This is a genomic window from Hyphomicrobium sp. LHD-15 (assembly GCF_031157355.1).
Classification (GTDB): domain Bacteria; phylum Pseudomonadota; class Alphaproteobacteria; order Rhizobiales; family Hyphomicrobiaceae; genus Hyphomicrobium_C.
In genome coordinates this window covers 192933-213309 of sequence record NZ_JAVIFT010000004.1, presented here as the reverse complement: position 1 = coordinate 213309, position 20377 = coordinate 192933, and the positions used below count along the sequence as shown (strand labels likewise).

General features: G+C 64.2%; 18 protein-coding genes. 10 read left to right on the top strand and 8 right to left on the bottom strand.

Translation table 11 applies throughout. From position 1 onward, the window contains the following. Positions 1-11 precede the first annotated feature (11 nt). Positions 12-1112 carry an esterase-like activity of phytase family protein gene (locus tag RCO24_RS14335; protein WP_308963049.1) on the top strand — a complete coding sequence of 367 codons (1101 nt, stop codon included), beginning with the start codon at positions 12-14 and terminating at the stop codon, positions 1110-1112. Positions 1113-1130: 18 nt separating this feature from the next. Here RCO24_RS14335 and RCO24_RS14330 read toward each other — a convergent pair whose 3' ends face one another. After that, positions 1131-1706 (bottom strand): CAP domain-containing protein, encoded by a 576-nt coding sequence (locus RCO24_RS14330; RefSeq protein WP_308963047.1) that lies wholly within the window; start codon positions 1704-1706, stop codon positions 1131-1133. Positions 1707-2272: 566 nt separating this feature from the next. Between RCO24_RS14330 and RCO24_RS14325 the strand changes: the two genes are divergently transcribed. The 3 genes from RCO24_RS14325 (at position 2273) to RCO24_RS14315 (ending at position 10091) form a co-directional block, all read left to right on the top strand. Further along, positions 2273-3445: a hypothetical protein gene (locus RCO24_RS14325; protein WP_308963045.1), complete on the top strand. Its 1173-nt coding sequence runs from the start codon at positions 2273-2275 to the stop codon at positions 3443-3445. 39 nt (positions 3446-3484) lie between these two features. Continuing rightward, positions 3485-6874, top strand: coding sequence for a helicase HerA-like domain-containing protein (locus tag RCO24_RS14320; RefSeq protein WP_308963043.1), 3390 nt, complete (start codon positions 3485-3487; stop codon positions 6872-6874). Positions 6875-7613: 739 nt separating this feature from the next. Continuing rightward, positions 7614-10091, top strand: a complete 2478-nt coding sequence (locus RCO24_RS14315) for a transglycosylase domain-containing protein (RefSeq protein ID WP_308963041.1) — start codon at positions 7614-7616, stop codon at positions 10089-10091. Here RCO24_RS14315 and RCO24_RS14310 read toward each other — a convergent pair. Next, complete coding sequence (locus RCO24_RS14310) at positions 10088-11065, bottom strand: beta-ketoacyl-ACP synthase III (RefSeq protein WP_308963039.1); 978 nt, start codon at positions 11063-11065, stop codon at positions 10088-10090. The two genes, RCO24_RS14315 and RCO24_RS14310, sit on opposite strands and share 4 nt — an antisense overlap. A 50-nt stretch (positions 11066-11115) precedes the next feature. On the opposite strand from RCO24_RS14310, the gene mutT reads away from it, so the two are divergent. Together mutT and RCO24_RS14300 are read left to right on the top strand one after the other, a co-directional pair. Continuing rightward, a complete protein-coding gene (mutT, locus tag RCO24_RS14305; RefSeq protein ID WP_308963037.1) occupies positions 11116-11523 on the top strand; it encodes an 8-oxo-dGTP diphosphatase MutT in 408 nt (135 codons plus the stop codon). Between the two features lie 11 nt (positions 11524-11534). Further along, positions 11535-12044: a GNAT family N-acetyltransferase gene (locus RCO24_RS14300; RefSeq protein ID WP_308963035.1), complete on the top strand. Its 510-nt coding sequence runs from the start codon at positions 11535-11537 to the stop codon at positions 12042-12044. Positions 12045-12060: 16 nt separating this feature from the next. Here RCO24_RS14300 and RCO24_RS14295 read toward each other — a convergent pair whose 3' ends face one another. Continuing rightward, a complete protein-coding gene (locus RCO24_RS14295; RefSeq protein ID WP_308963033.1) occupies positions 12061-12948 on the bottom strand; it encodes a methyltransferase domain-containing protein in 888 nt (295 codons plus the stop codon). Positions 12949-13134: 186 nt separating this feature from the next. Between RCO24_RS14295 and RCO24_RS14290 the strand changes: the two genes are divergently transcribed. From RCO24_RS14290 to RCO24_RS14275, 4 genes are all read left to right on the top strand, one after another. Next, positions 13135-13938, top strand: a complete 804-nt coding sequence (locus RCO24_RS14290; RefSeq protein WP_308963031.1) for a ComF family protein — start codon at positions 13135-13137, stop codon at positions 13936-13938. Positions 13939-14070: 132 nt separating this feature from the next. Beyond that, positions 14071-14334: a glutaredoxin 3 gene (gene grxC, locus RCO24_RS14285; protein ID WP_308963029.1), complete on the top strand. Its 264-nt coding sequence runs from the start codon at positions 14071-14073 to the stop codon at positions 14332-14334. A gap of 4 nt (positions 14335-14338) precedes the next feature. Next, positions 14339-15214, top strand: coding sequence for a carbon-nitrogen hydrolase family protein (locus tag RCO24_RS14280; protein WP_308963027.1), 876 nt, complete (start codon positions 14339-14341; stop codon positions 15212-15214). Continuing rightward, entirely contained in the window at positions 15211-15696 is a 486-nt protein-coding gene (locus RCO24_RS14275; protein ID WP_308963025.1) for a DUF1178 family protein, read from the top strand. Before RCO24_RS14280 ends, RCO24_RS14275 begins: the two co-directional genes overlap by 4 nt. Before the next feature lie 152 nt (positions 15697-15848). On the opposite strand, the gene RCO24_RS14270 is transcribed toward RCO24_RS14275, so the two are convergent. Genes RCO24_RS14270 through RCO24_RS14250 form a run of 5 tightly spaced genes read right to left on the bottom strand, consistent with a single transcriptional unit; the run spans position 15849 to position 20349 of the window. Next, complete coding sequence (locus RCO24_RS14270; RefSeq protein WP_308963023.1) at positions 15849-16673, bottom strand: SDR family oxidoreductase; 825 nt, start codon at positions 16671-16673, stop codon at positions 15849-15851. Further along, the gene (rfbC, locus tag RCO24_RS14265) at positions 16670-17224 is read right to left on the bottom strand and encodes a dTDP-4-dehydrorhamnose 3,5-epimerase (protein ID WP_308963021.1); all 555 of its coding nucleotides are present in this window, start codon (positions 17222-17224) and stop codon (positions 16670-16672) included. The genes RCO24_RS14270 and rfbC overlap by 4 nt, the downstream gene beginning before the upstream one ends. Continuing rightward, complete coding sequence (locus RCO24_RS14260; RefSeq protein ID WP_308963019.1) at positions 17221-18486, bottom strand: class I SAM-dependent methyltransferase; 1266 nt, start codon at positions 18484-18486, stop codon at positions 17221-17223. The genes rfbC and RCO24_RS14260 overlap by 4 nt, the downstream gene beginning before the upstream one ends. Next, positions 18479-19552 carry a CDP-glucose 4,6-dehydratase gene (rfbG, locus tag RCO24_RS14255; RefSeq protein ID WP_308963018.1) on the bottom strand — a complete coding sequence of 358 codons (1074 nt, stop codon included), beginning with the start codon at positions 19550-19552 and terminating at the stop codon, positions 18479-18481. Before rfbG ends, RCO24_RS14260 begins: the two co-directional genes overlap by 8 nt. Before the next feature lie 14 nt (positions 19553-19566). Continuing rightward, positions 19567-20349 carry a sugar phosphate nucleotidyltransferase gene (locus tag RCO24_RS14250; RefSeq protein ID WP_308963017.1) on the bottom strand — a complete coding sequence of 261 codons (783 nt, stop codon included), beginning with the start codon at positions 20347-20349 and terminating at the stop codon, positions 19567-19569. Positions 20350-20377 lie beyond the last annotated feature (28 nt).

Here is a 20377-nt window from a genome sequence, read left to right as displayed (position 1 = left end):
AGAGGCGGGTCGTGCGAGCCTTGTTGCCGTTGACAGTGTCGGTCCTCGCGCTGTTCGCCGTAATCCCTGCTTCGGCGCAGATGAAGCCCGACACGGCCGGCATGAAGACGCAGTCGATCGAGGTTACGGCCCGCCCCATCGCGACCTTCGCGCGTAACGGCCAGGAAAAGCCGAACCCGAAGCTCGAATGGCGCGGCGGCCTCGTTCTCACGTCCCCTTCATCCTATTTCGGCGGCTGGTCGGGGCTGCTCTTGAGCGGTGACGGCAAAAGCCTCACAGCCGTTTCCGACGCTGGAATGTGGATGACCGGCGAGATCGCTTACGACGATGGCGAACGCCCGAAGGCATTGCGCGCGGTCCGTGTCGGCGCGTTGAAGGCGCTCAAGGGCCTGCCGCTGCGCCGCGCCCGTGATCGCGACGCCGAGGCGATCACGCTCGCGAGCGGAAGTGTCGGCAAGGGCACCGCCTACATCGCCTTCGAGCAGAACGATCGCATCGGCGTATTTCCGCTCGATAAGAACGGCATCGGAGCGCCGACGAAATATCTGGAGATGCCGAAGGAAGCCGCGCGCATGCGCGCGGACGGCTTCGAAGCATTGACCGTTCTAGCGGGCGGGCCGAACAAGGGAGCCGTTGTCGCGTTCGCCGAGCATCCGTTGCGGGGCGAAAAGCTCCATCGCGGATGGATCTGGGGAGCCGGCGGGCCGAAAGGGTTCGTTGTGCCAGGCGTCGAGGGCTACGGCATCACCGATGCGGCAAGCCTCGCCGACGGCAGCGTGCTGATCCTGGAGCGTCGCTTCCGCTGGTTCGAAGGCGTGAAAATTCGCCTGCGCCATCTCGCGGCCAGCAGCCTGAAGCCCGGCGGCACTGCGGCCGGCGAGATCCTTCTCGAAGCCGACAGCGCCATGGAGATCGACAATCTTGAAGCCTTGGCGGTGACGGAAGGCGCCAAGGGCGAAACCGTGGTTACACTGATGTCGGACGACAACTTCAATCGCTTCCTGCAGCGCACCGTGCTGCTGCAGTTCACGTTGAAGGATGCGCCGAACGCTGCCGGTAAAAACGAAAACGCGCGCTCCGAGAAGCGCGCGTCGAACGAGGAAGCCAACTGATCGCCGGGTTGGCAGGCGTTACATCGCCGTGCCGATGACGAGCGTCCAGAACGATTTGAATTCAGTCTTCGGGTCCTGAACCAGCGCCAGCCCCATTTCGCTGGCATCGCCAAGCAGCAGGTTCTTGTTATGGCCCGGGCTTTCCTTCCAGCCCTTGAGAACCTCTGCGAACGAAACCTGACCCGTGCCGACGTTTTCGGCGGCGAGCCGCGGCTTGTAGCCCGTGCGCTTGACGCGATCCCAGGGATTGGAGCCGTCCGATCCGTAATGCGAGATGCGGTCCCACTTTGAGAGATCGCGGCTGTGCTCTTTGGCGGCGTCCGTCAGGGCGGCGTTGAGCTTGAGCGGCTTCAGCCCGTTCTCGTGGCGGTACTGGTTGATGAGGTCGCGAGCCCGCTCGGGGTTGAGAGCGGTCGCGGAATAGTCGCGGTCGGAAAGGGCGCCGCGCGGCGCTTTTTCGTAGGATCCCTTGGGGGCCTTGTCGGGGGCGAGCGCCGCGACCTGCGTGCCCGCGAGCGAGGACCGCGAGCTGCGGTCGATCGATCCTGTCGTGGTCGCTTGCCGAGACCCGCCTACGGCGTCGACGGACGACATGGATCCGAGATCATTGTAACCGGAAGAGATACCAGCCGTGTTGAGGCTGCACGCTCCGAGAGCGAGTGAGGCTGATACAACAGCCAGAAGGGCGACGCGATACATTCCCGTAACTCCCGCAAGTGGACGCGCGGTACTAAGAGCCAACATCGCAGTAAGGAGTTAACTCGTCGTTAAGACTAAGACGGGGTTTACCCGATATCGCTGCGGGGGACTTGAGGCGTCGCGAACAGGCCAGTTGGCCGGTTCGTCGAGGGTTGCTTCATCAACGAATTTAACGAAATCCCCCTCGAGCTCCTGTCTATCCCCCGAAGCCCGCAGCTAATTTTGCTAACGAACATGTCGCCATTGGGGCAGAAAGCCGACAAAAGCCGCCGCAACCGGGAGGAAAAATCCGCGGAAAGGAGCGAGCGCGGCCTGGCGGTTACAACTCGAGAAAAATAAAAACGCGTGCTGCCGAATCCCTTGGAACTAAAGGCAGTCTCCCGCAATGTATCGGAATCGGGCCGGTGATTCGCGCGTACGGCTTTCCCAGAAGCTTGAGACCCGAGAAGGAGACGTGCGAGATGTCGGCGCTTGGCAGCGGTGCTCCCCTTGCAGGGCCGCGGCGCGGAGGCGCATCGGCGACGGGACATTTGATCCTGGTCCGCACGACCGCTTCCGGTGGCGCGACCCGCGCGGATATCGCGACCGATCTCGCCCCCCTGTTCACCCATAAGTTGTCGCCGGCCGATTGGCGCCGCCTCGCCGAAAAGGAAATCGGCAACCTGATCGCAAATGGCCTCGTCACGGAAACGCGCGGCCGCTTGGCCCCGAGCGAGACCGGCGCATTGGCCGCGGCTCGGTTCCTCGGCCAGAAAGGCCCTATCGCCGCTCCGTGGTCGGAGCTTCGCGATGTCGCTCTGATTGCCAAAGGCCTCGGCCTCGAGAAGGAAACCGCCGCACGCTTGAAGCCGTTGGCGCGGGTCGAAGGTCTGCGCACGCTGATTGTGCAGAAGGCTTTCGGGCTTTCGGTCAAAAAGAATCCGCCTCCGACCAAGCTCCGCGCCCAGTTGGCGGTGATTGCGCTCGAGCGCGCGTTCGGCAATCGCATCAAAGCCGGCTTCGGCAAGGGCTCGGCGCTATCGGCCAAGGCCGGACGCCTGCTCGCTGGCCAGTTGTCCCAGAATCCCCGCGCTTTCACGACGGACGCCAAGCTCATCGCAGAGCTCGCGGTCGAGCACGTCGGCGCCCGCGAATCCACGCTCGAAGGCTTGCGTCTTGGCGTGCTCAGGGGTCTTGGTGCCCAGGCGCTGGAGCAGGGCTCCACGGAAATTGCGACGCCGAGCGCCGAGCGTCCCGTCATGCCGGCGCGCGTCGCGGAACCGACGCCCACGCTGGCTTCGGTCGCGAATGACGTCGCGCCCGCGGCGGTGAAGGCGCCGCCGCCTCCCGCCTCCCGCCCGGATCTTTCGGAGTTCGCCCGCGCCGTCAAGAAAGCGGCAGCGTCGCGAGCCGAAGGCTGGCCAGGCAGCCGCAAGGCGTTTATCTCGCACGTCTGGGACGCGATTCGCACGACCCAGACATCCTGGAAGGTTTCCGAAATCGAATTCAAATGCATGCTCGCCGAAGCCCACCGGCTCGGTGCCCTCGTGCTCGCCAATGCCGATCTCAAAGACAAGAAGAGCATCAAGGAATTCGAGAGTTCGGCTGTCCCCTACAAGAATACCGTTTGGCACTTCGTTCGGGTCGAAGAGTAGCCCCCGCCCAATTTGGATTGCGTTGGAGAACGTTCGCGCATGCATCAGGAAGTCGTCGAGGCCGGGGCTACGGACAAGCTGTCTCAGGCCTTTGAGCACAGCATCACTTGGGAGGACGACATCTGGCGGGCCGATCCCGTCGACGTCCCCGAAGTGCATGTAAAGGCGCGCCGCAAGTTCGCCGACCTCTTGTCGCAGGTGACGAGCGGGCGCAACGGCGCGGCCACGCAATCGCGCATTCTTTTGTTTCATGGCCAGTCCGGCGCCGGCAAAACGCATCTTCTGCGCGCTCTCCGCACGACCGCCCATCGTGAAGGCAGGGCGTACTTCGGTTACGCCCAGATGACGCCGGACGTGGCGAACTATGCCGACTATTATCTGCGCCGCCTTATTCACTCGCTGGAGAAGCCCTACGACCCGGATAACGAGGGCATCAGCGGCCTGACGCGGCTGACCGAGAGCCTGGTCGGCGACACCGAGGTGTTATCGAAGGCGAACCGCAAGCAGCTCTCCGACGGCGCGTTGTCGGACGACGAGCTTGCCAGTCTCGTTCTGAAGCTCGCCGACGAGGTCGTCGCGAGCCCCAAGTTTCGCGATCTCGAACTCGACATCAACATCGTGCGCGCGCTCCTTTATCTCGAGCGCAAGGATCCCCGCATCGATCAGCGCATCCGGCAGTATCTGTTCGGGCGCCAGCTGACGCCGCTCGCGCGTGAAGCCGTCGCTGCGCTCGATCCCAACACCGGCGAGGATCGCGCCTTCGAGATCATCACGGCCGTCGGCACGCTGATGTGGACCGTCGAGCGCGCGGCGCTGGTGTTCTCGATCGATCAGGTCGAAGATCTGCGCTTCTTCGACGACGCCGAGGAGCGCTTTCAGAAGGCGGCGCGCGATCTCATCCAGATCGCGAACCGGCTGCCGAATGCGATCATCATCATTTCGTGCCTCGAGGATTTCTACGGACAGGTGCGGGGCGTCCTCGCCCAGTCTTACGTCGATCGCATCGAGAAGTCCGGCCCCGTGCCGCTGCTCGAAACGCGCACGCCCGAAGAGGCGCGCCTGATCATCGCCAAGCGGCTCGAGCATATTGCCGAGAACGCTGGCGGCCTCGACTTCCCCGATCCCGCACAGTATTTCGGCCCTGACTTCTTCGAAGAGTTCGGCGGTCTCTCGACGCGCCGTCTTCTGGAGCATGCGCAGAACCGTCTGCGTGACAAGACCGCGCCCGAGGGCGACGACGAGCCCGATGCACAGGGCTCGTGGACATCGACACTGGCGTCTGTTCTCGGCGGCATTTTCGGAAGCCCCGAGGGCGAGACCTCGCGGCCGCTTTCGCCGTCGGTCGACTACCGCGACGCCTGGGAACGTTTCCAGAGTGCGTCCGAGGCCGAGATCCCCTCCGACGAGAACGAGCTGATGGACGTTTTCGCGTCCTCGCTTGCGCTCGCCAAGGAAGAGTGGAGCGGCGCCATCAAGCTCACGGTCGGGCGTCTCGAGATTTCCGACGAGGTTCCGGCGGTCGATCTGCGGGTCAACCACAAGTCCGGCCACATGAGCGAGACGCGCGTGTTTCTCTGCAACCGCACGACGCAGGGCGGCGGCTTGAAGCGCCAGCTGGACAAGGTTCTGCCGATGACGTCGGGCAAGAGCTGCGTCATGCTGCGGGCGAGCGACTATCCGCCGAACAAGAAAAATCAGACCGCGCAGGCCTTCCGCAAGTTCCGCGAGGGCGGTGGCCGCCTGTTCACGATTCCGATCCCCGAGTGGGAGCGCATGATGATGGTGCGCGAGTTCTACGCGCACTACAAGAACGACCCCGGCTTCCTGGCTTGGTTCGCGGACGCAAAGCTGCTGTCGAACATCATTTCGATCATCAGCGTCCTGCGTCTCGATCTTCTTGGCCGTACGCTGCCGCGCGTCACGCGCGAAGCCGAACCCGCATTGGATACCGCCAAGAGCGCAGTGGCCGCTCCGTCTGGGGAAGCAGGCGCTTCGCAAAACCCTGCGCTGCCGCCGCCGTGGTCGTTGAGCGAAGGCTCTGCCGAGCCGCTTCCCGCCAACGACGACGAACTGCCGTTGTCCGTTATACTGGACGAGACCGGCAGCAACGGCACCAGCATCTTCGCCGGCCGCGAGATCGGCAACCGCAGCAAGCCGGTGACGCTCAACATGAACGTCTTGAAGCGGCACGCCGCCGTGCTCGGCGGTTCCGGTTCGGGTAAGACGACGCTCGCACTTACGCTTATCGAGCAGCTCCTCTTGAAGGGCATTCCGGCGGTGCTGATCGACCGCAAGGGCGATCTCTGCAGCTACGCCAACCCCGATGTCTGGCGCGCCAACGACGACGAGTTCAGCGAACGCCGCGGCGAACGCGAGCGGCTGGCGGACGCCATCGATGTCGCCGTGTACACGCCGGGTCGTTCATCCGGCCGGCCGATCTCGATCACGCTTTTGCCGAACGGCATCAACGAGCTGCCCGATCACGAGCAGCAGCTTTTGGCCAACCTTTCGGCGGCCGCGCTCGGCGACATGCTGCATCTGAAGAACTCGGCGACGCACCAGAAGCAGTCGGGAACGCTGTCGGTCGCACTCCGCATCCTGGGCTCTCGCCACAGCCGCGAGGTGACGCTGTCCGATCTCATTGCACTGTTGGAGGACGAAGATCCCGAACTGACGGATCTCACACAGCGCATGGACCCGTCCGGCAAGATCCGCCGTGACCTCGTGGCCCAGCTCGACAGCCTTCGTTATCGCAACGCGGCGCTGTTCGAGGGGGGCGGCGAGAGCCTGCGCATGGATGCGCTGCTCGGCCTGGGCTCGTTCGCCCGCGAAGGCCGCACGCGCCTTTCGGTCATCTACACCGGCTTCCTCGGCGACAACGAGAACATTCTGTTCTGGGTCTCCCAGTTCCTTTCGGAGGCGCTGCGCTTCTGCCAGCGCAACCCGAACGACGAGCTGCAGGCCGTGGTCATGTTCGACGAAGCGGACCTTTACATTCCGGCCAACGCCAAGCCGGCCACGGCCGAGCCGCTGCAGAGCTTGCTGAAGCGTGCCCGTTCGGCCGGCCTCGGCCTGATGCTGGCGACCCAGTCGCCGGGCGACCTCGACTACAAATCGCGCGATCAGATCACCAGCTGGTTCATCGGCCGAGTTCGTGAAGACACCGCGCTACGCAAGCTCAAGGCTGCCTTCCAGAGCGAAAGCGGGCTCGATCCGGCCGCTGTTCTGCCGGGCCAGACGGTGGGTGAATTCCATCTCGTCCAGGAAGGGCTCGTGCGCGCCATGAAGGCGCAGCGCTCGTTGATCGAGGCCGAGCAGGTTCCGTTCGACCGCATCGAACAGCTCGCGCACGAAACCAAGGGGCAGGATGAGCGCCAGCTTCGCTTGTTCGACCCGATGGGCCGAACCTCCACGGTGCGCCGCTCGTGACCGAAAGGTGCGTCTGCGAAAAACGCGGCCGCCCGCCCGTAACATAGCTGACGGACCAAGGGATAGGACTAAAGACCTGTTGCCCGGCTGCAACGTTTTTTACCCACAGAAGCCGCTCAAACTCCCCGGAACGCTGTTTTGCACAGGGCTATGCACATGTGCTGCATGCAACACGGCAATTCAAGATTTTGAAAAACTATAGCAATTTTCTTTGGGCATCGATTTTCATTTGCATCGCAACAAAAACGCTCGCCGACGCGAGATAACATTGTGGCGAAATTGGGATTCTGTGATGAGGGAATTATTTTCTTGTTGTATTATCTCCTTGTTTCGCGGGTGAGGGTTCGCGAGGCATCGGAAGACACGGCGAGGAGTGGGCGGCTTCGCAGTGAGGTTGTGTAGAGTTCGCGGGGTCTGTTTGTGTTATGCTTGGCAAATCATTCTTGATGCTTGTTGTGGCCACTTTATTGGGGCCGGCTGTCGGCGTTGGGCTTTTCGTTCTTCTCAACACGATGTAGCAGCCGGTCGTAGTCTGGGTCTTTGACCTGCAATTGGCCGACATCTCCTGATCTTTAAATGCGGCTTAGGCACGTTCCTCGGCGTATGCTTTTTCGCGAGCAACGCCAGGATTTCGATGCTGAGGCTTCTGTTTCGGGCGCGCGCCTCGATTCCCCCGAGCTTCGGCCATAAACGTCGCCTAAGACGATTGGCAGAAGCGCCGTAGAAATCCTGTCGCGTCATGCTGTTCGTTCTCCGCCTCCTCGCCAACGTGCGCGAGCTCGTGATCAGCATTCCGATGCGGTTCGTGAGCTTGTTCGGCGAGCTTGTCGCCTTCAATCCCCGCCTCGGCCCGCTGCGCTACGTGTTCGTCGCCGCGGTCGCCTATGCCTTCTTCGCGGTCGTCCTTGTTTATGCGGTGGCGCCGCTGCGCGGGCTCGCCGGGCACTATTTTCTTGGAGAAAAGCTCCGTTATGACGCCGAGCGCTGGCTGGCGACGGCCATCTACGACGGCAACGGCAGCTTTGCGGGCACGTTCGATGCGCGCCTCGATAGCCGGCGCGACGTGAACTACACCGACGCCGCTATCGACGTCGGCAACTACACAGCCAATCCGGACCACAAATCGATCCCGGTGCGCGAGGTACCACCTCACTATTGGCAATGCCTCGTCCATCACGAGGACCGCTACCTCGGCACCTGGCTGAACCCCTTCGGCATCGATCTCGCGGGCGTCTTGAAGATCCCCTACTCCTCGGCGCTGCGCTCCATTGCGTTGCGCCGGCCGAGCCTCGGTGTCGGCGGCTCCACGCTGCCCATGCAGCTCGTTCGCGTGATCTACAACACCCCGCCCCACAGCGGCGAAGGCGCGATGACCAAGCTCTCCCGCAAGTTCGGAGAATGGTGGCTCGCGCCCGTCGTCTATCATGAGCTGACGCGCGGCGGAGACCCGACGCTCTTGAAGCAGTGGGCCGCAAACCACCTCTGGCTGGCGCAGAGGACGGGCGGCGCGCCGCTGCATGGCGTCGAGATCACGAGCCGCGTGGTGTTCGGCAAGGATTCGAGCGAGCTGTCGATTGCCGAGCAGTTCGTCCTCGCCTCTGCCGTCAACAAACCGATCATCCTGCTCAAGGGCGACGAACGCCTCAACGAAGTGCGCCTCGACCGCTGGCGCTTTATCGTAGAGGTGCGCGCGCGCCTCTGTGCGGAAGCCCTCATTACCGACGAGGATTTGAAAAAGCAGGTCCTGTTCGAGCTGATCGCGATGGCTGGTGGCCCGCCCGATCCCAAAGTGAAGCCGAAGCTTCAGGCCGCCCTCGATCGCTACGCACCGGGCGAAGCCAGGCGCGCCCGCGCCAATCCCGTTGCCCGCGCCAATGCGCTGATGCCGGCGGCCCGCTTCGGTCTGCGCGAGGAAATGAAGGAGATCTACGGCTTCGGCTGGCGTGATCATGTCCGCGGCGTCACGACCACCTTCGATGCGGCCACCAATCTCGCGTTCCATGACAAGATCAAGACCGCTCTCGCGAAGATCGACGCAGCCGTGCAGCCGAAGCTCGACAAGGGCTACGCGCTCGATCCCGCGCGCGCCGGGCCGGATCGCAAGCTACCGTCCATCACGGTCGTCGCCGCCAACGCGAAGGGCGAGATCGTGCGCTACTACGAGGCGGGCGAGACGGCGCCCTATTTCGGTGCCCCGGTCGCGCGCAATCCCGCAACCGGCCTTTACGACCCCACTCGCGATCCGCGCATGATCGCCTCCACCGGCAAGATGATCGCGGCCATCGCGATTGCCAACAGCGGACGCGACAGCACCGCGTCGCTTTACGTCGATACCGAGGCCCCTGCCCGCGGGCTGGAAACCTGTGCCAAGGGCAACAACCGCTTCGGCCGCACAGCGCTCGTCAGTTTCGCCTGCTCGCTCAACGCCCCGCTGATCAACCGGACGGCGCTCGCCGGCCAGGAGCGTGTGCGCCGCCTCATCGACGGCTTCGGCTTCACGATGCCGCCGGCAGACGCGTCGGGGCATGGGACGCCGCCCTCGACGGCGGCCGTTCTCGGGCAGATCTCCGGATCGCCACGCAAGGTGCACCATATGTCGGCGGTGATCCTCGCAGCCCTGATCGGCCGCGGCGCGACGCCCGTCCGCGAGCCGACGCTCGTGAAGAGTTACGACTACACACACGCCGAAGACGCGCGCGAGAAGCACTTGGATGTTCGCGATCCCATCATCCCGAACCGGCTGATCCAACGCCGCGCTGTGCCGCTGCTGCGGGCGCTGTTGTCGGCACCTCTCTGTTACAAAACCGGCAGCGCGCCGGCCGGCACGCTGAAATCGCTCTCGTCGTGGTGCGCGGGGCGGCGGACCGGCCTGCGTCTGCATTTCGCCAAGACCGGCACGCAGGTCACGGCGGATATGAATGCCACCGTCGATGTCTGGACCGCGGGCGGTCTCCAGTTCGCGAACGGCGCGGCTTATTCGTATGTCGTGCTGGTCGGAACCGGGTCCGGATCGGAGCCGTGGGCGACGAAGATCCATGCCGCGGATGTTGCGGCCCCCCTGCTCGAAATCCTGCTCGAGGATTTGACAGGGCACGCGCGCGAAAACCCGATGCCGGGCCTGCTGCCACCGCGCGCGCCACCGAAGCCCGTCGCTAACAACATAGGTTCCGCAGAAGACGCCCTGACCCGCGCCCTCAATCTGCAGCAGATGCGCTAAACTTCTAGCACCAGCGCGCCGCCGGTGAGGCCCGCGCCGGCAGCCGTGAGCAGAAGCCGTTCGCCGACGCGGAACGGACGCGCCTCCGCAGCGATCGAGAGCGACAGCGGGATCGTCGCAGCAGAGCTGTTGCCGTAAAGCGCGACGGTCGAAATCAGTTTGTCATCGGGGACACCGAGCTGCTTCTGCGCCGCTCCGATGATGCGTGCGTTGGCCTGATGAGGCACGAAATAGTCGATGTCGTCGAGCGTCAATTGCGCCCGCGCCAGCGCCTTTTTCGACGAGTCCGTCATGATCTTGACCGCGCGCGTGAACACCGCCCGGCCGTCCTTGATTTGCATCAGCGTTGCGGCGGGATCGAGCCCGTTTTCGAACGGACGTCTGCTGCCGCCCGCCGGGATCTTGATCAGATCGTAGGCTGAGCCGTCCGAGGCGAGATGCACGCCGCGCACGCCCGAAGTCGGCCGGTCGGACGGGACGAGCAGAACCGCACCTGCGGCGTCGCCGAACAACAGCGCGCTCTTGGGATCGTCGAGGTTCAGACGGCGCGAAAGAATGTTGGCCGCGATGACGAGGGCCGGCGCGTTGTGCTGGCGGACAAATCCATCTGCGAACGTGAGCGCATAGAGAAAGCCGCCGCAGGCGCCCGCCATATCGATGGCCCCGGCCCCGGTGAGGCCGAGCCGATGCGCCACGAGCGGCGCCGAAGGCGGCAGCAGATGATCCGGCGTCGACGTTGCAAGCGCCAAGAGACCGATCGAGCTTCGATCGAATGCGGAAGCGCCGAGCGCCATCTCCCCAGCTTTGAACGCGAGATCGGACAGCGCCTCGTCAGGTGCCGCAAACCGGCGTTCGCGAATCCCGGTCCGCTGCTCGCACCAGCCGCTTTCGACGCCGAGACGCGCCTCGATTTCCGCATTTGTCACGCGCCGCTCGGGCGCATAGTGTCCGAGCGAATGAAGTGCCGTTCCCATGCCCTTTCGTATAGACGCCGTTCCTGTCCGCACAAGGTCCAAATCACCTCATGACTAAGCCAATTCTTCTGGTGGCGGCGGCTGCGCTCGTCGATTCGGACAATCGGGTCCTGATTAGCAAGCGCCCGGAAGGTAAATCGCTCAGCGGGCTTTGGGAATTTCCGGGTGGAAAAGTCGATGCCGGCGAGACGCCCGAGGCAGCGCTGATCCGCGAGCTCAAGGAGGAGCTGGCGATCGAGGTATGCGAAACGTGCCTCGCGCCGTTTACGTTTGCGAGCCACGCCTACCGCGATTTTCACCTGCTGATGCCGCTCTATTTGTGCCGCAACTGGGAGGGGGAAATCACGCCTCAGGAGGGTCAGGAAGTGACCTGGGTTCGCGCCAAGCGCCTGGCCGACTACCCGATGCCGCCGGCCGACGCCCCGTTGATCCCATGGTTGCGCGACCTCTTGGGCTAGGAGGACCTGTCATGCGGGTCGAGCTTGAGCGCGGTGTTTGGCGGCCGATGACGCAGGCCGATCTGGCAGCGGTCGCGTCGGTCGCGAACAAGGTCCACATCTCTTACCCGGAAGACGATGCCGTTCAGGCCGAGCGTCTGGCGCTCTATCCGGAGGGATGTGCGGTGCTGGAGCATGAAGGAGCCGTGTCCGGCTACGCCATCACCCATCCCTGGCGCTGTGCCGAGCCGCCGGCTCTGAACGTCATGCTGGGCACGCTGCCCGAAAGGCCGACGACTTACTACATCCACGATTTCGCGGTGTTGCCGGAAACCCGAGGATCCGGTGCAGGATCTGCATTCGCAAATGCTGTCATCGCGCACGCCAGGAGCCGCGCGTTGCCGAACGTGTCGCTGGTGGCAGTGAACAAGTCTATTCCGTTCTGGAGCCGCTTCGGCTTCGAGGTCGTGTCCGAGCCGTCGCTCCACGCCAGGCTTCTCACCTATGACGCCGACGCGCGCTACATGGTGCGAAGGTTCTAGAACGTTTCCGGAAAAACTAGGCCTTCCGCTCCGGCACGCCGAGGGCGTCTGCAAGGCGAGCTTGCGCCGATCCCGGCTTCAGCGGTTTGGGTTGGCTTTCGTGCGGAGCCCAAGCCGTGAGCGTCAGGATTTCGAATGTCGCCGGCACGCGCCCGCCTGCCAGCCCGAACCGCTCGACGTAGATCTCGGCCGCGCGCATCAGAAGCCGGCGCGTCGCCGGAACCCGGCGCCGGTCGAGCAGCATGTTGGACGCGCCCATGCCTTTGATGTCACGCATCAGTGCGAGTGGGTCCGCATAGGTTACGGCAACCGTATCGGAGTCGGCCACTGGGAGAGCAAACCCGGCCCGCTGCAACAGGCCGCCGAGATCGCGCACGTCCGCGAACGGCGCGACACGCGGCGAAGCTCCGCCCAAGAGGTCGTCTTCCGCGAGAAGCCACGCTTCGCGTAGTTCCTTGAGCGTTTGTCCGCCGAGCACCGCCGCGAGCAGCAGGCCGTCCGGTTTGAGCACGTGCCGGATCTGAAACAACGTGCCCGGCAGGTCGTCGACGAGCTGCAGCGAAAGCCCGGATATCACGAGGTCGAACGAAGCGGGTGCGAACGGCAAGGCTTCGAGCGCCCCCTGCACGCGCGGAGCTGGCGCTTGCGCAAGAAGCCGCGCCGATGGGTCTAACGAGATGAGGCGCCCGACATTGGGGCTTGCTCCGATCTGTCGCCCGAGAACGCCGTGATGAGAGCCGAGGTCGAGCGCAACCGGAAAGTCGCGCTTTACGATGGCGAGCCGTTCCGTGAGATCGTCCGCCACCCGGCGCAGCAGAAAATCATGGTCTGCGGCCCGGCCGGCCGCGCGGTTGCGCCGGCTGGCCAGAAGCGCACTGTCGAACAAGGGGCGAGGCTCGGACATTTGAATACGGGACGTTCTTCGCTAAGGTGCGTGCGGACGCGCGAGCATCCGCAGATGAGGGGGCTTCCGAAGTCTAAGTGGCCGCCGAGGGACGGAAAGTCCAGCCTGGCCGCCCTGAACAGCGGCGCCTTTCTAGCACGAAAGAGATTTGGCGCGGGCGGGCCCGAAGCCGCCGGAGGGTGCGAGGTGTCGGAAACGAGCCTGGACGAGAACACCGACCAGCTCACCGCGGCCACTCTAGGCCCCGGGCTCTTTCGGCGCGTCTTCACGGCCCTCTCCGATCTCGTGATGCCGCCCGTCTGCTTGGTGTGCCGGACGCCGATCGGCTCCCACGACGCGCTCTGCGCTGGCTGCTGGCGCGAGATCGACTTTATTCGCCCGCCGCTATGCGACCGCTTGGGAATTCCGCTCCCCTTCGATGCAGGAGAGGGGGCGGTGTCGGCCGCCGCCGTAGCAGACCCTCCGTCCTATGACCGGGCCCGCGCCGTGGCCGCCCATACGGGATCGATGCGCACGCTGGTGCACGCCCTCAAGTTTCACGACCGCCACGACGTGCGCCGCCTGCTTGGGAAGTGGCTGGTCGAGGCCGGTCGCGAGTTGGTGCTTGATGCCGATGTCGTGGTTCCGGTTCCGCTCGCGCGCAGGCGGCTTGTCATGCGCCGCTTCAATCAGGCGGCCATTCTGGCGCGCGAAGTGGGTCAACTCGCCGGCATCTGCTACGAGCCGCTGACCCTGGAGCGGACGCGGGCCACCGCCAGCCAGGTCGGATTGTCGCGGGGCGCGCGCCAGCGCAATGTAGCGGGGGCTTTCGCCGTCCCGCCGCGTCGGGAGGCGCGCATAAGAGGCCGCAACATCTTGCTCATCGACGATGTCATAACGACGGGATCGACCGTCGGCGCCTGTGCCCGGGCCCTCCGAAGGGCCGGAGCGACGCGGGTGGATGTCCTGGCGCTGGCCCTTGTAACCGATCGCGCCGTCATTCCCTCTTGAAAGCCCTTCTCAACACTGGAAAAATGCCGCAAATCGTTGCGTAAATAGCGTTACGGCGCGGAAACGCGTGGTTGGGCCCTGCGCCATTTAGCAAAATGCAATCAGGTTGGCCGTCGAGGAACCCTGGGAGACATGGCCAAAGTCACAATCTACACCACGATCCTTTGCCCTTACTGCCACATGGCAAAGGAGCTTCTGAGGGCAAAATGCGTGACCTTCGAAGAGGTTGACGTGACCGGGCAGGCGACGCTTCGCGCCGAGATGAAGTCCAAGGCGGGCGGTCGCAATACGGTCCCTCAGATCTGGATCGACGAGCAGCACGTGGGCGGCTGCGATGATCTGATGTGCCTCGAACGGAGCGGCAAGCTCGATCCTCTTCTGTCTGCGGGACATTAGGGGTATGTCCGAGACCGATCCGACGGAGGCGCTTCGCGTCGCGCTGGTTCAGATGTGTTCGGGGCGCGATGTCGCGCGCAATCTCAGCGACGCCACAGCGCTGATCCGCGAAGCGGCAAGTGGCGGCGCCCAGTACGTCCAGACCCCCGAGGTCACCAATCTCATGGAGCTCGAGCGCGAACGGCTGTTTGCCGCGGCCGAGCCCGAAAATTCCGATGCCGCGCTGCGTCACTTCAAGGCTCTCGCCAAGGAGCTGTCGATCTGGCTTCACCTCGGCTCGTTGGTGGTGAAGGTGAGCGATACCAAGCTCGCCAACCGTGCCTTTCTGATTTCGCCGGCTGGAGAGGTGGCAGCCCGTTACGACAAGATCCATATGTTCGATGTGGATCTACCGAATGGCGAGGTCTACCGCGAAAGCACGAACTACGAGCCCGGCACGCAGGCCGTGGTGGCTGATCTGCCTTGGGGCAAGCTCGGCTTCTCGATCTGCTACGACCTCCGCTTTCCCTATCTCTATCGGGCGCTTGCCCAGGCCGGGGCGTCGTTCATCGCGGTGCCCGCGGCATTCACCCGTCTCACGGGCGAAGCCCACTGGGTTACGCTGCTGCGCGCGCGCGCGATCGAGACCCAGTGCTTCGTCTTTGCGGCGGGCCAGGGCGGTTTGCACGAGCACGGCCGCGAAACCTTCGGGCACAGCCTGATCGTTTCGCCGTGGGGCGAGGTGCTTGCGGAAGGCGGCGTTCACCCGTCGGTCATTTTCGCGGATGTAGACTTGGGGCAAATCGCGGATGTCCGCGCTCGCGTGCCGTCTTTGCGGCACGATAGGAAGTTCGAAGTGGTCGAGGCGGGTGCAAAGGCCGCCACAGAGGTCACGTCATGATCAAGTTCAGCCTGGTCTGCCACGAGGGGCATGACTTCGAGGGGTGGTTTCAGAGCGGGGCGGCCTACGAGGCGCAGGTCGCGGCCAAGCAGCTTGTCTGTCCGCACTGCGGAACTCATTCCGTCAACAAGGCCATTATGGCGCCGGCCGTTGCCAAGAGCGCAACGAACAAGAGCGCAACCAGCGAGACACCCGCACCGAAAGAGGTTGGTGCGCCGAGCGAGGCGGTTGCTGCAGCGGCGGCCGACATGAAAATTCCCCCGCAGGAGCTGCACCGTCTGCTGCGCCAGTTCCGCCAGGAAGTGCACACCAAGGCCGAGTACGTGGGCGGCAAGTTTGCCGAGGAAGCGCGCCGCATTCATTTCGAGGAAAGCCCGGCGCGCGGCATCTACGGCGAGGCCTCTGTCGATGAAGCGCGAGAGCTGGCAGAGGACGGCATTCCGTTCCTTCCCGTGCCGCGCCTGCCCGAAGATTTGAACTAGACCATGATCGCTTCGGCCCTATGCGCTCCGATCGTCGCGACCCCTATCGGGCGCGGCGTGAATCGGCAGCGCAGGAAATGCCCGAAGCGTGAATCATTGGTCTCATCAAGAATCTAGAGCGGGATTGCGATTCGCAGAAAAGCAAACACGCTCTAGACGTTGCGGAAAGTGGCCACGAGGTCGGCCATCATCGCCGAAAGCGACGTGCGCTCGGTGACGCCGAGCTGATCGAGGCGGCTGGTCGCGATCGCCGGAAACGCCACCCGCGGCGCGCCAGCTTCGATAGAAACTTCAGCCCCCGTCAGCGCCCGGATCTGATCCAGGATCTCCCGATGGGTCGTGTTGTGCCCATACGCAACGTTGGTGATCGGCGCGTCGCCGGACACGGCAATGGCTTCCAGAGCCCGCACCACATCGCCGACCCAGACGTAATCCTTCTCGGAGTCGAGAGCGCTCCGAAGATGGACGCGGCCGGTTTCGATCGCGTCTCGCAAGATCGAGGTCAGGAAGTTCTGCGAGGCCAGATCCCGGCCGAACACATTTGAAAGGCGCGCGACGCGTGCATTGCTTAGCCCCGCCCCGAGGCACGCCGCCTCTCCCATCAGCTTCGAGAGATTGTAGAGATGATCCGGGTTCGACGGCAGTGCCGGGATCGGCGTGTCTTCATCGGTCGACGAGGTCGTCCCATAAACACGTGTCGAAGAGCAATAGACGAACGACGTGAACCGCGCGCCCCGCAGGATGTCCGTTAAGAGCGTCACATGCGCATCGATCGTCTCGAACGGGCGCGAGCGGAAATCTGCCGTAAGCCCGATCGTGTAGAACGCGTGCCCGAGATCGGCGCCCCGCCACGAGGTGTCCTCGCGCACGCTCTCGCGAACCTGATAGCCGCGCTCTTTGAGATGGGAAACCAGCGCCCGCCCGACGAAGCCGTTGGCGCCGAACACGGTGGCGTTCTTTTCGGTGGCGGCGGTCATGGGAGGATGATCGGGTCGAAGTCGCGAAGCCGCGGCCACGCTGCGTCCCGCTCGGAGATCACGACGGGAGGCGGAAGCGGCCAGGAAATCGCGAGGTCTGGATCGTCGTAGGCGATGCCCGCGGCAAGCGCCGGCTCATAGCCGCGCGAGATGTGATAGGTGACCTCGGTGCCGGGAACCAGCGTTTGGAAGCCATGCGCGAAGCCCTCGGGAATATACAGAAGCATGCGGTTTGCGGCCGAAAGCTCGACGCCGTACCAGCGGCCGTAGGTCTCCGATCCCGCCCGCACATCCAAGATCACGTCGTAGACGGCTCCAGCCGTCACGCGCACGAGCTTGCATTCGGCGGCCGGCGGGCGCTGCAGATGCATCCCGCGCACGGTGCCGGCGTGAATGTTCTGGGAGAGGCTGATCTGGTCGAGATGCGGATTGAGCCCGCGTTCGGTGAAGGTTGTCGCGCAGAACAGGCGCGCGAAAAAGCCCCGGTTGTCGGAGATCGGCTCCGGCGTAATCACGTACGCGCCGGCCAGGGGCGTCGCTTCGAAGATCATGGGATGATCAAAGGCTCGGGCAGCGGCACGATGAACTGCCCGCCCCAGTCGCGGATCCCCGCCATCTGGCCGATGATCTCGTCCTTGAGGTTCCAGGGCAGGATCAGCACGTAGTCGGGCTTGGTTTCGAAGATGCGGTCTGGCGCGTAGACGGGCAGCGCCGTTCCAGGCAGCAGGAGGCCCTGTTTGTGCGGGCTTGCGTCCACCGCGTAGTCGATAAAATCGCCGCGGATGCCGCAATAGTTGAGCAGCGTGTTGCCCTTGGCAGCAGCGCCGTATGCCACGATACGCGCGCCCTTCTCCTTTAGGCTGATCAGCGTATTGAGCAGCGCGCGCTTGGCGTGGCGCACCTCGGCGGCGAAGGAGCTGTAGATATCGAGTGCGTCGAGCCCGGCGGCGGCTTCCCGCGCACGGAACGAGACGAGGCGCTCCGAATCGGCGGCGGTCGTTCCAGTGTGGCCCGCGAAGATGCGCAAGCTGCCACCGTGCGTCGGCAACTCTTCCGCGTCGAACACCTGAAGCCCGTGGCGCGCGAACAGGCGCTCCACCGCGAGCAGCGACAGATACGAATAGTGCTCATGATAGATCGTGTCGAAGTACTTGGCTTCGATCAGCCGCAGGAGATGCGGGAACTCGATGGTGATGACGCCGCCGTCCTTGAGCAGGATCTTGAGCCCCGAGACGAAATCGTTGATGTCCGGCACATGCGCCAGCACGTTGTTGCCGGCGATGACGTCGGCCTTGCCGGCGTCGGCAACCTCGGTTGCGGTCTTGGCGCCGAAGAAGCGGACCAGCGTCGGGATGCCCCGCTCGCGCTCGGCCACTTCCGCGCAATTGGCCGCCGGATCGATCCCGAGCACGGGAATGCCGGCCGCCTTGAAATGCTGCAGCAGATAGCCGTCGTTGCTCGCGACCTCGACAACCTTGGACGCCGCGCCGAGCCCGAACCGCTGGATCATCATGTCGGCGTAGCGGCGCGCATGCTCGACCCAGGATTTCGAGTAGGACGAGAAATACGTGTAGGAGCCGTGGAAATGCGTTTCGGCCGGCTGCACGTCCTCGATTTGCACGAGCTTGCAGGCCTCACACACGAACGTGCGCAGCGGATAGAAAGGCTCGGCGAGATGCGCCTCGGCCGGCAGCCGCATGGCATTCGAAACCGGCGACATCCCGAGGTCCACGAACACATGGCGAAGCGGTGTTCCGCACGCCCGGCAGGGAAGCGTACGCACGGCGTCGGTTTTGGAATTGGGATCAGCCATTGAGATACTCGTCGATCTGGCGAAGGGTGAAGGCGTGCATGTCTTGGCCTCCATTATAGGCCTTGTACCAGGAGATCGTCCGGTCCAGTGCCTCAGAAAGCCGCCAGCGCGGCCCCCAGTTCAGCGCGCCGCGGGCCTTTGCGCTGTCCACTTCCAAAAGGCGGGCTTCGTAGGGCTGGAAACGCGTGTCGTGCCGCCAATGGGCACCGTCAGCCCAGCGAGAGGAGATTTCGTCGGCGATGACCCGCACCGAAACCGCATCCTCTTGAGCGGGGCCGAAATTGAACGCGAGCGGCTGCGGCAGCGTACTTTTCTCGACAAGTGCCTCCGCGAGCGCGAGGTAGCCCGAAAGCGGCTCCAGCACGTGCTGCCAGGGCCGCACCGAGGAAGGGTTGCGGATCATCAGCGCTTCGCCCGCCGTGAAGGCGCGAATGGCGTCCGGGATCAGGCGGTCCTCGGCCCAGTCGCCGCCGCCGATGACGTTACCGGCGCGCGCTGTGGCAAGGCAGGCTGGTCGCCCGTCGCCCGAGAAATAGGAGGCACGGTAGGCTTCGACGACGATCTCGGTGCAGGCCTTGCTCGCCCCGTAAGGCTCCTTGCCGCCGAGCCGGTCGGTCTCGCGATAGGCCCATGGCCACTCGACGTTGTCATAGACCTTGTCGCTGGTGATGACGACGCAGGCTCGCACGCTCGCGGTCTCGCGGACCGCATCGAGCACCTGCGCGGTGCCGACGACGTTAGTCGAGAAGGTTTCGACTGGCTCCGCCCGCGCCGGGCGCACCAGCGCTTGCGCGGCCAGATGCAGCACGATCTCCGGGTCGGCGGCTGCCATAGCAGCTTTGATTCGCGACGCGTCCCGGATGTCGCCGAGCGTCGACGTACCGAGTCCGGCTACGCCCGCCACATCGAACAGGTTCGGATTGGAAGGCGGCGCAAGCGCATAGCCCGAGGCTTCCGCGCCGAGCTGGCGCAAGAGTCCCATCAGCCATCCGCCTTTGAAGCCGGTGTGCCCGGTCACGAAGACGCGGCGCCCCGTCCAGAAGGTGCGCTTGAGCGGCGCCGTCATGCGAGGCTCCAGCCTTAGTTCCAGACCTGCCACGGCGCCTTGCCCGACGTCCACATGTCGTTCAGGAGCTGCATTTCGCGATAGGTATCCATGCACTGCCAGAAGCCGCCATGCTGGTGCACGGCAAGCTCACCCATCTTGGCGAGGCGCTCCAGGAGGCCGGTTTCGAGCGGCTCGTTGAGCGTCGGGTCCAGCATGTCGAACGCGCGCCGGTTGAACACGAAGTAGCCGCCGTTGATCCAGCCCTGGGTGACCTGTGGCTTTTCGGCAAAGCTCGTGATCATGCCGTCGTCGATAGCAAGTTCGCCGAAGCGGGAAGACGGATGCACGGCCGTGACGGTCGCGAGCTTGCCCATGCGCTTGTGGGTGGCGATGAGGTCGTCGATATCGACGTCGGCAACCGCGTCGCCGTAGGTCGCAAGGAAGGTATCGCCCTCGATATGGGGGAGCGCGCGCAGAATGCGCCGGCCAGTGAGGCTTTCGAGACCGGTTTCGGCGAGCACGACGCGGGCATCGAGGAGTTCGGAGTTGGTCGTCCGCTGTGCGTAGATGCCACCGGTGCGGATGTCGATTTCGAGGTCGTGGGCCCGTTGATGGTAGTTCACGAAGTAATCGCGGATCGCGTCGCCCTTATAGCCGAGGCAAAGCACGAACCGCCCCACGCCGTGGTGGCGATAGTGCATCATGATGTGCCAGAGCATGGGCTTGCCGCCCACTTCGACCATCGGCTTGGGCTTGAATTCGGTTTCCTCGCGCAGGCGCGTACCGAGTCCACCACAAAGTATCAGTGCTTCCATAAATCTCCCCCGCTGGGTCTCTGGGATG